The sequence below is a fragment of the Corynebacterium sp. MSK006 genome (assembly GCF_030232385.1).
Classification (GTDB): Bacteria; Actinomycetota; Actinomycetes; order Mycobacteriales; family Mycobacteriaceae; genus Corynebacterium; species Corynebacterium frankenforstense_A.
The window spans coordinates 109,794-123,726 of record NZ_JASPJZ010000005.1 but is presented as its reverse complement, the minus strand read 5'-3'; the positions used below and the strand labels follow the sequence as shown (position 1 = coordinate 123,726).

General features: G+C 71.0%; 11 protein-coding genes. 6 read left to right on the top strand and 5 right to left on the bottom strand.

Annotated features, from left to right (window positions below):
* Nucleotides 1–21: 21 nt before the first annotated feature.
* The gene (gene pth / locus QQA02_RS04880; RefSeq protein ID WP_284772831.1) at nt 22–603 is read right to left on the bottom strand and encodes an aminoacyl-tRNA hydrolase; all 582 of its coding nucleotides are present in this window, start codon (nt 601–603) and stop codon (nt 22–24) included.
* 44 nt (nt 604–647) lie between these two features.
* On the opposite strand from pth, the gene purU reads away from it, so the two are divergent.
* Nucleotides 648–1,517, top strand: coding sequence for a formyltetrahydrofolate deformylase (gene purU / locus QQA02_RS04875; protein ID WP_284772832.1), 870 nt, complete (start codon nt 648–650; stop codon nt 1,515–1,517).
* Between the two features lie 102 nt (nt 1,518–1,619).
* Here purU and QQA02_RS04870 read toward each other — a convergent pair whose 3' ends face one another.
* The 4 genes from QQA02_RS04870 to QQA02_RS04855 form a co-directional block, all read right to left on the bottom strand.
* Entirely contained in the window at nt 1,620–2,258 is a 639-nt protein-coding gene (locus QQA02_RS04870; RefSeq protein WP_284772833.1) for a 50S ribosomal protein L25/general stress protein Ctc, read from the bottom strand.
* 342 nt (nt 2,259–2,600) lie between these two features.
* A complete protein-coding gene (locus tag QQA02_RS04865) occupies nt 2,601–3,578 on the bottom strand; it encodes a ribose-phosphate diphosphokinase (RefSeq protein WP_284772834.1) in 978 nt (325 codons plus the stop codon).
* 7 nt (nt 3,579–3,585) lie between these two features.
* Nucleotides 3,586–5,082: a bifunctional UDP-N-acetylglucosamine diphosphorylase/glucosamine-1-phosphate N-acetyltransferase GlmU gene (gene glmU / locus QQA02_RS04860; RefSeq protein ID WP_284863455.1), complete on the bottom strand. Its 1,497-nt coding sequence runs from the start codon at nt 5,080–5,082 to the stop codon at nt 3,586–3,588.
* Nucleotides 5,083–5,252: 170 nt separating this feature from the next.
* Nucleotides 5,253–6,509, bottom strand: coding sequence for an MFS transporter (locus QQA02_RS04855; RefSeq protein WP_284863454.1), 1,257 nt, complete (start codon nt 6,507–6,509; stop codon nt 5,253–5,255).
* Nucleotides 6,510–6,622: 113 nt separating this feature from the next.
* Here QQA02_RS04855 and QQA02_RS04850 point away from each other — a divergent pair, with 113 nt between their 5' ends.
* The 5 genes from QQA02_RS04850 (at nt 6,623) to mfd (ending at nt 13,930) form a co-directional block, all read left to right on the top strand.
* A complete protein-coding gene (locus tag QQA02_RS04850) occupies nt 6,623–8,170 on the top strand; it encodes a multicopper oxidase family protein (protein WP_502870974.1) in 1,548 nt (515 codons plus the stop codon).
* Nucleotides 8,171–8,193: 23 nt separating this feature from the next.
* Nucleotides 8,194–8,763, top strand: a complete 570-nt coding sequence (locus tag QQA02_RS04845; protein WP_284863453.1) for a hypothetical protein — start codon at nt 8,194–8,196, stop codon at nt 8,761–8,763.
* A gap of 50 nt (nt 8,764–8,813) precedes the next feature.
* On the top strand, nt 8,814–9,398 hold the full coding sequence (locus QQA02_RS04840; RefSeq protein ID WP_284863452.1) for a hypothetical protein: 585 nt from the start codon (nt 8,814–8,816) through the stop codon (nt 9,396–9,398).
* A gap of 146 nt (nt 9,399–9,544) precedes the next feature.
* On the top strand, nt 9,545–10,198 hold the full coding sequence (locus tag QQA02_RS04835) for a TetR family transcriptional regulator (RefSeq protein ID WP_284863451.1): 654 nt from the start codon (nt 9,545–9,547) through the stop codon (nt 10,196–10,198).
* Nucleotides 10,199–10,252: 54 nt separating this feature from the next.
* On the top strand, nt 10,253–13,930 hold the full coding sequence (gene mfd / locus QQA02_RS04830) for a transcription-repair coupling factor (RefSeq protein ID WP_284773046.1): 3,678 nt from the start codon (nt 10,253–10,255) through the stop codon (nt 13,928–13,930).
* Nucleotides 13,931–13,933 lie beyond the last annotated feature (3 nt).

Sequence of the window (13,933 nt, the reverse complement as noted above, 5' to 3'; positions counted from 1 at the left end):
GTTACCGCAGGAGAGGGTGCCTCAGAGGAGCTTCTCGACGAGGTCGGCGGCGTCGGCGGCGATGATCGGCACCTCGTCGCGCTCCTTCTTGGCGAAGGGGCGCAGCACAAAGTCGGCCGGGTCCATCCGGCCCGGCGGGCGGCCGATGCCGCAGGACAGCCGTGTGTAGTCCTTGGTGCCCAGCGCCTTGGTCACCGAGCGCAGCCCGTTGTGGCCGTGGTCGCCGCCGCCGCGGCGCATGCGCACCTCGCCCAGGTCGAGCTCGAGCTCGTCGTGGGCGATCACGACGTCGGCCGGGGCGACGTGGAAGAAGTCCGCGAGCTGGCGCACCGGCCTGCCCGAGAGGTTCATGTAGCTGCCCGGCTTGGCCAGCACCACCTTGCGGCCGGGGCGCCCGCCGGGGCCCAGCGCGCGGGCCTCGGCCACCAGCGCCCCGGAGCGCTTGTGCGCGGCGAAGTGCGCCTGCGGCAGGCGCGAGGCCAGCTCGTCGACGACGGCGAACCCCAGGTTGTGGCGGGTGCCCTCGTAGCGCGGGCCCGGGTTGCCCAGCCCGACGACGAGCAGGGGCGAGTCCGGGGTGCGGGCGGGATCGGAGGCGTTCATGGGCCCCAGTATTGCAGGCCGGGCGCCCCGCTAGGATCGGGGGAATGAACGAGCACCAGTACGTCCTGACCTTCGGCTGCCCCGACCGGGTCGGCATCGTCGCCCGCCTCGCGGAGTTCCTCGCCGAGCGGGGCTGCACCATCACCGAGGCCTCCTACTTCCTCGACCCGCACACCGACTGGTTCTTCACCCGCCAGGCCGTACGCGCCGACAGCGTGACCGAGACCGTCGAGCAGCTGCGCGCGGAGTTCGCGCCGGTGGCCGCCGAGTTCGGCGAGTCCGTGCAGTGGAAGCTGTGGGACACCGCCGAGGTCAAGCGTGCCGTCCTGCTGGTCTCCCGGCAGGGCCACTGCCTGCGCGACCTGCTCGGCCGGGTCGCCCAGGGCGACTACCCGATGGACGTGGTGGCCGTGGTGGGCAACCACGAGAACCTGCGCGAGGTCGCCGAGTCCCACGGCATCCCCTTCCACCACGTGCCCTTCCCGGCGGACCAGGTGGGCAAGCGCGCCGCCTTCAACGAGGTCGCCCGCATCGTCGACGGCTACGAGCCGGACGCGATCGTGCTCGCCCGCTTCATGCAGATCCTGCCGCCGGACCTGTGCGAGATGTGGGCCGGCCGCGCGATCAACATCCACCACAGCTTCCTGCCCTCCTTCATGGGGGCGCGGCCCTACCACCAGGCTTACCGGCGCGGCGTGAAGCTGATCGGGGCGACCTGCCACTACGTCACCAGCGACCTCGACGACGGCCCGATCATCGAGCAGGACGTCATCCGGGTCAGCCACAAGGATACCCCGGAGGACCTGGCGCGGCTGGGCCGCGACGCGGAGATGCAGGTCCTCGCCCGCGGCCTGCGCTTCCACCTCGAGGACCGCGTGCTCGTCTACGGCAACCGCACGGTCGTCTTCGACTAGCAGGCCCGGCCCGGGCGCGGGGCGTCCGGGCCCGAGACGGGAAAACCCGCCCGGCGACCGGGAAGGTCGCGGGGCGGGTCCTCGAGGGGAGGGGAAAGCCGACTAGTCGGCGTCCTCCTCGGTGGCCTCGACGTCGGAGGCGTCGGTCTCGTCGATCTCCTCGGCGGCCTCGTCCTCGGCGTCCTCGTCCTCCTCCGGCTCCGGCCAGGAGATGGAGGCGATGAGGGTCTCCGGATCGGCGACCAGGGTGGTGTTGCCCGGCATCTGCAGGTCGCCGGCGGTGATCTTGGTGTCGATCTCCAGGCCCTCGACGGAGACGATGATCTCCTCCGGGATGTTGAGCACGTCGGCCTCGACGAGCAGCTCGTAGGCGTCCTGGACGGCGATGGTGCCGGCCTGCGGCTCGCCCTCGACGACGATCGGGACCTCGACCTCGACCTTCTCGCCGCGCTTGATGGCGAGCAGGTCGACGTGGTCGATGTCGAAGGTCAGCACGTTCTGGTCGACGTGCTTGACCATGGTCAGGTGCTTCTCGCCCTCGAGCTCGATCTCGACGATGGCGTTGACGCCGTGGTTGCGCACCAGCGACTGGATCTCGAGCAGCGGCAGCGAGAAGTGGATGGTCTCCGTGTCGCCGGAGTAGATGACGCCCGGCACGCGCCACTCACGGCGCAGACGGCGGGCGGCGCCCTTGCCGAACTCGGTGCGCGGCTCGGCCTGGAGAGTCTTGTAGTCGGCCATTTCTGGGTCCTCCTAGTTGAAGCGTTGTTGTCGGCCCGGCGGTGTCCCTGAAAATGACGGAAGGCCCGCGGCCGACCCGGTGATCGTTCTCGCCGAGTCTCCGCAGGCCTCGGGCGCGACCTGCGGGCAGGTGCGCCGAAGTATGGGAAGTTCAATCGCGTCGATAACGGCCGTGGGAGTCGTCCTCCCCGTGCCCTCGCCGAGACTTGAAGCACCTTACCACCCGGTCCCGGCCGGACGAAACTGCCCCCGCGACGAAACCGCCCCGCACCACCGCACGTGGCGGCGGGGCAGGGTGGTCCCACGGTCCCGGGCTCAAGGCCCGCGAACCGGGGGAGAGAACTAGGCGGAGCCCTCGAAGAGGTGGGTCACGGAGCCGTTCTCGAAGATCTCGTGGATCGTCTGCGCCAGCAGCGGGGCGATGGAGAGCACGGTCAGGTTCGACCAGCCCTCGGTCGACTGCGGCAGCGTGTCGGTGGTGATGACCTCCTCGGCGCCGCACTTGGAGAGGCGCTCGCGGGCCGGGTCGGAGAACACGCCGTGGGTGCAGGCGATGACGACGGACTTGGCGCCGGCCTCCTTGAGGATGCGCACGCCGCCGGCGATGGTGCCGCCGGTGTCGATCATGTCGTCGATGAGGATGCAGTTCTTGCCCTCGACGTCACCGACCACGCGGTTGGAGACGACCTGGTTGGCCACGTCGACGCTGCGGGTCTTGTGCACGAAGGCCATCGGCGCGCCGTCGAGGGTGTTGGCCCACTTCTCGGCGGTCTTGACGCGGCCGGCGTCCGGGGAGACGACGCAGAGGTTGTCCATGTCGTACTTGGACTTGATGTAGTCGGTCAGGATCGGCTGCGCGTGCATGTGGTCGACCGGGCCGTCGAAGAAGCCCTGGATCTGGTCCGTGTGCAGGTCCACGGAGACGATGCGGTCCGCACCGGCGGTGCGCAGCAGGTCGGCGACCAGGCGGGCGGAGATGGGCTCGCGGCCGCGGTGCTTCTTGTCCTGGCGGGCGTAGGGATAGAAGGGCAGGACCGCGGTGATGGTGCGTGCAGAGCCGCGCTTGAGCGCGTCGATCATGATCAGCTGCTCCATCAGCCACTTGTTCAGCGGCTGGGTGTGCGACTGGATCACGTAGCAGTCGGAACCGCGGACCGACTCCTCGAACCGCACGAAGATCTCGCCGTTGGCGAAGTCGCGTGCCGTGGTCGGGGTCAGCTCGATGCCGAGCTCCTTGGCCACCTGGGTGCCGAGCTCCGGGTGCGCACGCCCGGAGAACAGCATCATGTTCTTGTGGGTCTGCTTCCAGTGGGCAGTCATGGGGGAGTTAACGCTCGCCTTCCTGCTGGTCGCCGCCGTCTGTGGGGTTGTTCGTGCCGGATGCGGCCTCGCGCGCCGCGCGGGCGGCGTCGGCGGCCGGCGTACCGGGCCGCTTGCGTTCCACCCAGCCCTCGATGATGCGCTGCCGTCCGGCGGAAACCGCGAGCGCACCTGCGGGGACATCCTCCTTGATCACTGTACCCGCCCCCGAGTACGCCCCGTCACCCACGGTCACCGGAGCGATGAACATGGTGTCCGAGCCGGTGCGCACGTGCGAGCCGACCTTGGTGCGGTGCTTGTTGACGCCGTCGTAGTTGACGAAGACGCTCGAGGCGCCAATGTTAGACTCCTCGCCGATCTCCGCGTCGCCGACGTAGGTCAGGTGCGGCACCTTCGAGCCGCGGCCGATGGTGGCCTTCTTCGCCTCGACGAAGCCGCCGAGCTTGCCCTCCTCGCCCAGCGTGGTGCCCGGGCGGATGTAGGTGAACGGGCCGACGTTGGCGCGCGCGCCGATCTCGGACTCGAAGCCGTGGGTGCGCACCACGTGGGCACCCTCGCCGACGACCATGTCGGTCAGCGTGGAGTCCGGGCCGACGACGGCGTCGTCGGCGATGCGGGTGGCCCCGCGCAGCTGGCAGCCCGGCTCGATGACGACGTCCGAGCCGATCTCGACGGTGACGTCGATCCAGGTGGTGGCCGGGTCGATCACAGTGGCGCCGCCGCGCATGGCGCGCTCGACGACACGGCGGTTGAGCTCGCGGCCGGCGGCGGCCAGCTGCACGCGGTCGTTGACGCCGGCGAGCTGGGCCGGGTCGTCGGTGCGGTGGGCGGCGACCTTCTCGCCGTCGCCGCGGGCGATGGCCAGCACGTCGGTCAGGTAGAGCTCGCCCTGGGCGTTGTCGGTGTCGAGGCGGCCGAGCGCGGAGCGCAGCACCGCGGCGTCGAAGGCGAAGATGCCGGAGTTGACCTCGTGGATGGCGCGCTCGGCGTCGGAGGCGTCCTTCTGCTCGACGATGGCGGTGACCTCGTCGGACTCGTTGCGCACGATGCGTCCGTAGCCGGTCGGGTCAGCCAGCTCCATGGTCAGCACGGTCACCGCGGCGCCGGAGTCGCGGTGGGCGGCGGCCAGGCCGGCCAGGGTGTCCGGCTGAAGCAGCGGGACGTCGGCGTTGGTGACCAGCACGGTGCCGGCGAAGTCGGGCAGCTCGTCGAGGCCGCAGCGCACGGCGTCGCCGGTGCCGTTCTGCTCGGCCTGGACGGCCTGGCGGATCCCGCGGCCCAGCTCGGCGGCGACCTCGTAGACGGCGGGGGAGACCTGCTCGCGGCCGTGGCCGACCACGGCGACGACCTCGGCGGCCCCCGCCCCGGCCGCGGCGTGCAGACTGTGCGAGAGCAGGCTGCGCCCGCCGATGGCGTGCAGCGTCTTCTGCTTCTTCGACTTCATGCGCGTGCCCTGGCCGGCGGCGAGGACGATGACGGCCAGATCCTGGGTGGTGTCGCTCACGGGCGGGAAACCTCCGTGCGGCGCTTCGTGCGCCGCGGGTCGATGTGTGCGGGGATTGTGCGGGTCGGCGGCGCGGGGCGCCCGTGTGGGCTGCGTCGCGTCGCCCGGCTAGGGGCAAGCATAACTGTGCGGCGTATCCGGTTTCGCTTGACGACGCCGCGCGGTGCCCCTCAGTGCGTCGAGACCTCCCGTAGGCGGTGGGCACCGACGGTGCCCGCGAGCCCGAGGACGGCGAGGAAGACCAGGGCGGCGTCGGCGCCGAGGGCGGCGACGCCGGCCGAGACCGCGCCCACCGCCAGCAGGGCCACGCCCATCAGGGTGTTCGCGCCGGCGACGTACTCGGTGCGCCGGTCACCCTCGGCCATGTCGACGACGTAGGTCTTGCGGGCGACCCGGATGCCGGTGTGCACCAGCGTGACGGCGAAGAAGGCGACGGGGGCGACCCAGGCGAGCAGGCCGTCCGGCGCCCAGTGGTCCACGGCGACGACGGCCAGCAGGATCACCGCGGCGATCGCCGAGCCGTAGGACATCACGGTGCGCGAGGAGATGTCGGAGAGCCAGCCGGAGACCCGGCCGCCGATCAGCGCGGCCAGCCCGGAGGCGGTCACGAAGGCGCCCAGGCCGGTCAGGTCGGTGCCCGCCTCGCCGGCCAGCAGCACCAGGAAGGTCGTCGACAGCGCGGTGACCAGCATCAGGGTGCGCACGATCACGAAGGTGCGGAACTGGCGGTCGGCCGCGAAGAGCCGCGCGCAGGAGGAGAAGAAGTGCCAGTCCACGCCGCCCTTTCCCGCCGACGTCTCGTCGGCGGGGGCGTCGTCAATCGAGGTGGAGGGGTCGGCGACGCCGGCGAAGACGCGCGCGGCGACCACCCACGCCAGGGCGGCCACCCCGGAGAGCACCGCGATCGCCCAGACGGGCAGGTCGGAGCCGGCCAGGCCGAGCGCGAGGCCGCCGATCAGGGCGACCAGGCCGCCGAGCTCGGTGGCGCGTCCGGTCACGCGGCCGCGGCGGCCCTTGGAGACGGTGCGGCCCTGGACGTCCTTCGAGGAGATCGAGCACACCGAGCGCGACAGGGCGAGCACCGCCAGGCAGACGAGGACGACCACGCCGAGGGCCGTACCGCGCAGGGCCGCGGCCGCGGCGGCGATGCCGGCGGCACCGGCGGCCTGGCCGAGCGCGCCGAGGGTCCAGGCGTGCACCCGCGAGCGCTGCGCCTTCACCCACGGGGTGATGGCGGCCTGGGGGAGCATGGAGCCGGACTCGCGGATCGGCACCAGGAGGGCGGAGAGGGCCGCCGGCACCCCGGCGGCGGTGAACAGCCAGGGCAGCACCGACTTCGGGGAGATGATCTGGTCGCCGACGTTCTGCAGCCCGTTGGCCCACACGAAGCGGCGGGCGTTGTGTTCTTCGAGTTCGCGTTCGTCCATTTGGGCATAACGCTACCGCGCGGCGGGACGTTCGGCGCGACCGCCGCCGGGGGTGCGGGGGAGAGGCGGACGGCTACAGTGGCCTGCAGTATCCGTCGAAAGGAGTATCCGCCGTGAATCCCATCGGACGTCGCACGCTGTTCAAGGGTGCCGCCGCGGCCGTCGTGCTCGCTGGCGCCGGCGCCGCCCTGACCGCCTGCGGCGACGACCAGCCGCAGCCGCAGGGCTACGAGGAGGACCGCCGTCCGCTGCCGGTGCCGCCACTCGACGAGGGCGAGATGGTCGGCGGCGAGCGCGTCTTCCACCTCGACGCCGGCGCCCACGAGGTCAACGTGCTGCCGGACAGGAAGACCCGTGTGTGGGGCTTCAACGGCGGGCACCTGGGGCCGACGCTCTACATGCGCCGCGGCGACCGGGTGCGCATGCACGTGCACAACGGCCTGGACACGATGACCACCATCCACTGGCACGGCATGAAGCTGCCGGCGGTCTCCGACGGCGGGCCGCACTCGCGCATCGAGCCCGGTGAGACCTGGGAGCCCGGTTGGACGGTCGAGCAGCCAGCGGCGACGCTGTGGTACCACCCGCACCCGCACATGGAGACCGAGCTGCACGCCTACCGCGGGCTGGCCGGCGGCATCGTCATCGCCGACGACGTCGCCGACGGGCTCGACCTGCCGCACGAGTACGGCGTCGACGACATCCCGGTGGTCCTGATGGACCAGAAGTTCAACGAGGACGGCTCGCTCAACGAGGGGATCGACCCGGACCTCGGCCTCAAGGGCGACACCCCCACGGTCAACGGCATCACCGCCCCGACCTTCGAGGCGACCACGAAGCGGCTGCGCCTGCGCCTGCTCGACGCGGCGACGATGCGCTTCTTCAACCTCGCCTTCGACGACGGCCGTAAGTTCCAGCTGGTGGCCACGGACTCCGGGCTTCTCGACGCCCCGGAGACCCTCACCGAGCTGCGCATGAGCCCCGGCGAGCGCGCCGAAATCGTCGTGGAGCTCGAGGAGGGCGAGACGACGATGCTCAAGGCGGTGCCGTTCGAGGAGAACATGGACGTCCCCGAGGACGAGTACTCGCTGGACTTCGGGCTCAAGGACACCTTCGAGCTGCTCGAGATCACCGCGGCGGACTCCCTGGCCGAGCCGGCCGGCCCGGTGCCCGAGGTGCTCGACCCGGCCGCCGCGGAGGGACCGGACGTGGCGGACGCGCCGGAGCGCGACTTCGCGCTGAACACCTTCGAGATCAACGGGCGCACGATGGACATGTCGCGGGTGGACCTGACCATCGACCACGACGGGCCCGAGGTGTGGACGGTGACCAATGAGAACACCGACTGGATCCACAACTTCCACATCCACAACTCCCGCTTCCGCATCCTCGAGGTCAAGGACACCGACGTGCCCGTGCCCACGACCGGCTGGCGCGACACCGTGCAGCTGCCGCCGGGGGCCACCGCGCGCCTGGCGGTCGAGTTCGGCCACTACCCGGACCCGGAGTGGGCCTACATGTACCACTGCCACATGCTGCTGCACGAGGACTCCGGGATGATGGGCCAGTTCGTCATGACCGAGCCGGACCAGGAGCCGCGGCTGAATCCGGTGGCCTACTCCGAGGGCCTCCATGAGGACCACGCGGCGCACGCGCACTGATGGATCGCTGAAGGATACGGGTCGTGGATGAGGTGACGGGGTCGGAGCAGGCGCCGGAGAAGGCGCCCGAGACCGACTGGCGCGGCTTCCGCAACGCCTGGGTGGCCTCGACGCTGACCCAGGTGCTGGTCGTGGTCCCCGTGCGCCTGCTCTTCGGGCTGGTCGGTTGGATGACGGTGCTGACCGTGATGTACGGGCTGACCATCCTGCCCCTGATCAATCTGCTCGTGCTGGGCCGTCTCGCTCTGCTCTACCGCCCGCGCGGCGCGGGGCGGGGCCTGCGTCTCACGCCGTGGGAGCGGCGCCTGGCGGGCCTGTACTTCATCGGCCAGGCCGTGGTGCTCGCGTTCATGGTCGACGCCACCGACACCCCGGACCGCCCCTGCCCCGGGGGCTCGATGTACCCGGTGCTGCTCCTGGCCGGGGGCTGCCGCTTCGCCGAGGTGGCGACCGGTGTGGTGGTCGTCGGCGGGCTGCTGCTGATGCTCGCCGCCTACGTGGGCCTCCGGGTCCTGGCCACCCGCCGGGTGCTGCGGCGCCGGCGCGAGCGGCGGGGCAGGTCGACTGATTCGTCGGGGCGGGGACGCCGTTGAGTCGGCCGAGCCGGAGACGGATACGTAGGAACTGATATAGCATCCGTCCCATGACCGGATGGACGGGCCCGGGCCCCGGGCACAGGCGGACGTCGGGTTCACCCGCCTTCTGGATCGGCTGGGTGGTCTCGGCGGTCACGGTGTGCCCGCTGGTGCTCGTCCTGCGTGCCGTCATGGGGTTGGGCGGCTGGATACTGCTGATGCTGCTCATGTTCGGCCTCGTCGGCCTGCCGGTGCTCAACCTGGTCCTGGTCGGCCTGCTCGTGCTGGCGAACCGGCCGTGGCGCACGGGAGGCGTCCGGAGCCCGGGGCGCGGGGAGGCCTGTCTGGCCGGCATGTTCTTCCTCGCCCAGCTCGTGGCGCTGGGGTTCGTGCCGGACTTCGGCGACATGCCCGACCCCCGCTGCGAGAGCGGGGCCGTCTACCCGCGGATGTTCTACCCCGCGGGGTGCGGGTTCGCGGAGACGGCGTCGCGCGCCCTCGTCATCGGCGGGGCGGTGGCGGCGGTGACCGCCTACGCCGGCCTGGTCATCTGCGCGCTGCGGCGAACGCTGCGGCCGGCGCAGGCGTCGGGTGGCCCTGCCGGCTACGGCGACCCGGAAAAGCTTCCCCACCAGGACTCGAACCTGGAATGACGGTACCAAAAACCGTAGTGTTGCCATTACACCATGGGGAACCGCGCGCGGTGGGACCGTGCGCTTCGTGCATACGATACCGCACCACCGCGGCCGCCCAGTCGCCGCAGGGGAGCATGCGTGTCAGTCGCGATAGGCTGTTACCCATGGCCAGGCAGAGGATGACGGGCAGGCAGCGCCGCGAGCAGCTCATCGAGATCGGCAGGCGGGCCTTCGCCGAACGCGGCTTCGACGGCACCAGCGTCGAGGACATCGCCGCGCGCGCCGGCGTGAGCAAGCCGGTGGTCTACGAGCACTTCGGCGGCAAGGAGGGCCTCTACGCCGTCGTCGTCGACCGGGAGATGAACCACCTGGAGAAGGTCATCACCGAGTCCCTCGTGCGCGGACGCTCCCGCGAGCGCATCGGGAAGGCCGTCGTGGCGCTGCTGACCTACGTCGAGCAGGACACCGACGGCTTCGTCATCCTCGTGCGCGACGCCGGCGCGGGGCAGGCCACCGGCGAGCGCTCCTACTCGACCCTGCTCAACCAGGCCGTCAGCCAGGTCTCCCACATCCTCGGCGACAAGTTCGAGCGCCAGGGGCTCAACCGTGACCACGCGGTTCTCTACGGCCAGGCGATGGTCGGTATGGTCTCCATGTCCGCGCAGTGGTGGCTCGAGCACCGCGAGGTGCCCAAGGACGAGATCGCCGCGCACATCGTCAACCTGTGCTGGAACGGGCTGGCCGGCCTGGAGCCGGAGCCCGCGCTCTCCGAACCCGCCGCCAAACTGCGCACCGAACTCGAGAAAGAAGGAATCTAGGTGGCCCGCACCGCCGCTGGACACGGGAAGACAACCGAGAAGGGGACCGGGGCGATGCTCTCGGGGCTGCTCGAGGTCGCCGCCACGGACCCGAAGATGCGCGGGCTGGTCGCCAACGTCGGCGACCCCACCCTGCACGTCACGGGCATCGACCAGGCCCGCAGCTGGGCGCTGGGCGCACTGGCCCGTAAGACCCCGCTGCTGGTGGTCACCGCCACCGGCCGTGAGGCCGAGGACCTGACCGCCGAGCTGCGCGCGATGCTCGGCGAGACGGTCGCGCTCTTCCCCAGCTGGGAGACCCTGCCGCACGAGCGCCTCTCCCCGGGTGCGGACATCGTCGGCCGCCGCGCCGCCGTCCTCGACCACCTTCAGGACACGCAGGTGGTGGTCACCCCGGCGCGCGGCTTCTGCCAGCCGGTGCTCAAGACCGCCGCCGGGCGCGAGGGCCTGGTGCTCGCCGAGGGAGAGGAGCACGACTTCTCCGCCCTGACCGAGCAGCTGGTCTTCCGCGCCTACGAGCACGTCGACATGGTCGCCCGCCGCGGCCAGTTCGCCGTGCGCGGCGGCATCCTCGACGTCTTCCCGACGACCGCAAACTACCCCGTGCGCGTCGAGTTCTGGGGCGACGAGGTCAGCGAGATCCGCCAGTTCTCGGTGGCCGACCAGCGCACCATCTCCGAGATCGAGGTCGGCCGCGTCGAGATCTACCCGGCCCGCGAGCTGCTGATCACCGACGAGGTCGCCGCCCGTGCGGAGAAGCTCGCCGTCGAGCACCCCGGCAACCCCACGCTGACCGAGCTGCTCACCCGCGTCTCCGAGCGCACCTACGCCGACGGCATGGAGGCGATCCTGCCGGCGCTGACGGACACCCCGCTGGTGCCGCTGACCGACCTGCTGCCCGAGGGAACCCACGTGATGCTGGTCAACCCGGAGAAGATCCGCACCCGCATCCACGACCTGGAGACCACCGACAACGAGTTCCTCGCCGCCGGCTGGGAGGCCGCCGCCATGGGAGCGGCCGGGCCGGTGGCCGCCGAGGGCGTGGACACCTCCGCGGCGTCCTACCTCGACGTCGAGACCCTCGAGGACGCCGCCCGCGACCGCGGCCTGCCGTGGTGGACCTTCGCCCCGCCCGGCATGTTCGTCGCCGGCGAGGAGGTCACCCTGCCCCTCGAGTTCGAGGCCGGCCCCGCCCCGCGCGGCGACCTCGGCGAGATCGACCAGATGATGGGCCGCCTCCACGAGCACACCCGGCACGGCGGGCGCGCCGCCTTCGTCACGCCCACCCGCGGGCTGGTCAAGCGCATGGCCGAGCGCTTCTCGGAGAAGGGCATCCCCAACCGGGTCGCCGAGCCCGGCGCGGTACCCGAGCCCGGCGAGATCATCATCTACCAGGCACTCTCGCACGCCGGACTGGTCTTTCCGGCGGTGGCCGACGCGGGCGTCGGCAAGCACACGCACCCACTCGTCGTGGTCACGGAGACGGACCTGACCGGCAACCGCGTCGGCGACATCGCCGGCGCCAAGCGCCGCCCGGCGCGCCGGCGCAACCGTGTCGACCCGCTCGCGCTGAAAGCCGGCGACTACGTGGTGCACGAGACGCACGGCATCGGCCGCTTCCTCAAGATGGCCGAGCGCACCATCAAGGCCGGCGACGAGACCTCGCGGCGCGAGTACATCGTCCTCGAGTACGCGCCGTCCAAGCGCGGGCAGCCCGCCGACCAGCTGTGGGTGCCCATGGACTCGCTCGACCTGTTGAGCAAGTACTCCGGCGGCGAGGCTCCCACCCTGTCGAAGATGGGCGGCTCCGACTGGAAGAACACCAAGAAGAAGGCGCGCGCCGCCGTGCGCGAGATCGCCGGCGAGCTCATCGAGCTCTACGCCAAGCGGCAGAGCGCGCCGGGGCACGCCTTCGCCGCCGACAGCCCCTGGCAGCGCGAGCTGGAGGACAACTTCCCGTTCGTCGAGACCGAGGACCAGATGGCGGCCATCGAGGCGGTCAAGGAGGACATGGAGAAGCCGGTGCCGATGGACCGCGTCATCGTCGGCGACGTCGGCTACGGCAAGACCGAGGTCGCCGTGCGCGCGGCCTTCAAGGCCGTCCAGGACGGCCGCCAGGTCGCCGTGCTCGTGCCGACCACGCTCTTGGCACAGCAGCACCTGGCCACCTTCGCCGAGCGCATGGACGGCTTCCCGGTGACCATCAAGGGGCTGTCGCGCTTCACCTCCGGCAGGGAGGCCAAGGAGATCCTCAAGGAGCTTTCCGACGGCACCGTGGACATCGTGGTGGGCACCCACCGGTTGCTGCAGACCGGCGTGAACTGGAAGAACCTGGGGCTGGTCATCGTCGACGAGGAACAGCGCTTCGGCGTCGAGCACAAGGAGCACATCAAGGCGCTGCGCACCCACGTCGACGTGCTGACCCTTTCGGCTACCCCGATCCCGCGCACCCTCGAGATGTCGATGTCCGGCATCCGCGAGATGTCCACCATCCTCACCCCGCCCGAGGACCGCCACCCGGTGCTGACCTATGTCGGCCCCGAGGAGGAGCAGCAGGTCGCCGCCGCCATCCGGCGCGAGCTGCTGCGCGACGGGCAGGTCTTCTACATCCACAACCGGGTCTCCGACATCGAGAAGAAGGCCCGCCAGCTGCGCGAGCTGGTGCCCGAGGCGCGCATCGTCGTCGCCCACGGCCAGATGAGCGAGGAGATCCTCGAGCGCACCGTGCAGGGCTTCTGGGACCGCGAGTACGACGTCCTGGTGTGCACCACCATCGTGGAGACCGGCCTGGACATCCAGAACGCCAACACCCTGATCGTGGAGAACTCCCACCATATGGGGCTCAGCCAGCTGCACCAGCTGCGCGGCCGCGTCGGGCGTTCCCGCGAGCGCGGCTACGCCTACTTCCTCTACCCGAAGGGCACCACGCTCACCGAGACCTCGTACGACCGGCTCTCGACGATCGCGCAGAACAACGACCTCGGCGCGGGCATGGCCGTGGCCATGAAGGACCTCGAGATGCGCGGCGCCGGCAACGTGCTCGGCTCCGCGCAGTCCGGCCACATCGAGGGCGTCGGCTTCGACCTGTACATGCGCCTGGTCGGCGAGGCCGTGGAGACCTACCGCGCCCTGGCCGAGGGCAAGACCCTCGACGCCACCGACAAGGGCCCGAAGGAGATCCGCGTCGACCTGCCCGTCGACGCCCACATCCCGGAGAGCTACATCAACTCCGAGCGGCTGCGCCTCGAGGTCTACCGCCAGCTGGCCGCCTCCGAGTCCGATCAGGACCTGCAGCTGGCCGTCGAGGAGATGGAGGACCGCTACGGGCCCGTGCCCGAGGAGGTCGCCCGGCTGCTCTCCGTGGCCCGGCTGCGCCACCAGGCCCGCAGGGCCGGGGTGACCGACATCGCGGTGCAGGGCACGCGCATCAAGGTCCACCCCGTCGAGCTCAGCGACTCGCGCCAGGTGCGCCTCAAGCGGCTCTACCCGGGCTCGAACTACCGGGCCGCCGCCAAGGCGATCCAGCTGCCCTTCCCGAAGGCCGGGCGCAAGCTGACCGACCCGAAGCTGCGCGACGAGGACCTGCTGCAGTGGGTGGCCGACTTCCTCAGCGAGATGTTCGACCTCGAGCACGCCGACGTCCGCGGCGGCGGTGCCGATGAGGACGGCAAGGGCGCTGACGGTAAGGACAGCAAGTCCGGGAAGAGGCGGGTCGTCTCCGTCAGCGAGTGAGCC

Coding starts and splice junctions, on each gene's coding strand:
- pth (WP_284772831.1), bottom strand. CDS start 603: ATGAACGCCTCCGATCCCGCCCGCACCCCGGACTCGCCCCTGCTCGTC.
- purU (WP_284772832.1), top strand. CDS start 648: ATGAACGAGCACCAGTACGTCCTGACCTTCGGCTGCCCCGACCGGGTC.
- QQA02_RS04870 (WP_284772833.1), bottom strand. CDS start 2,258: ATGGCCGACTACAAGACTCTCCAGGCCGAGCCGCGCACCGAGTTCGGC.
- QQA02_RS04865 (WP_284772834.1), bottom strand. CDS start 3,578: ATGACTGCCCACTGGAAGCAGACCCACAAGAACATGATGCTGTTCTCC.
- QQA02_RS04855 (WP_284863454.1), bottom strand. CDS start 6,509: ATGGACGAACGCGAACTCGAAGAACACAACGCCCGCCGCTTCGTGTGG.
- QQA02_RS04840 (WP_284863452.1), top strand. CDS start 8,814: ATGACCGGATGGACGGGCCCGGGCCCCGGGCACAGGCGGACGTCGGGT.
- QQA02_RS04835 (WP_284863451.1), top strand. CDS start 9,545: ATGGCCAGGCAGAGGATGACGGGCAGGCAGCGCCGCGAGCAGCTCATC.
- mfd (WP_284773046.1), top strand. CDS start 10,253: ATGCTCTCGGGGCTGCTCGAGGTCGCCGCCACGGACCCGAAGATGCGC.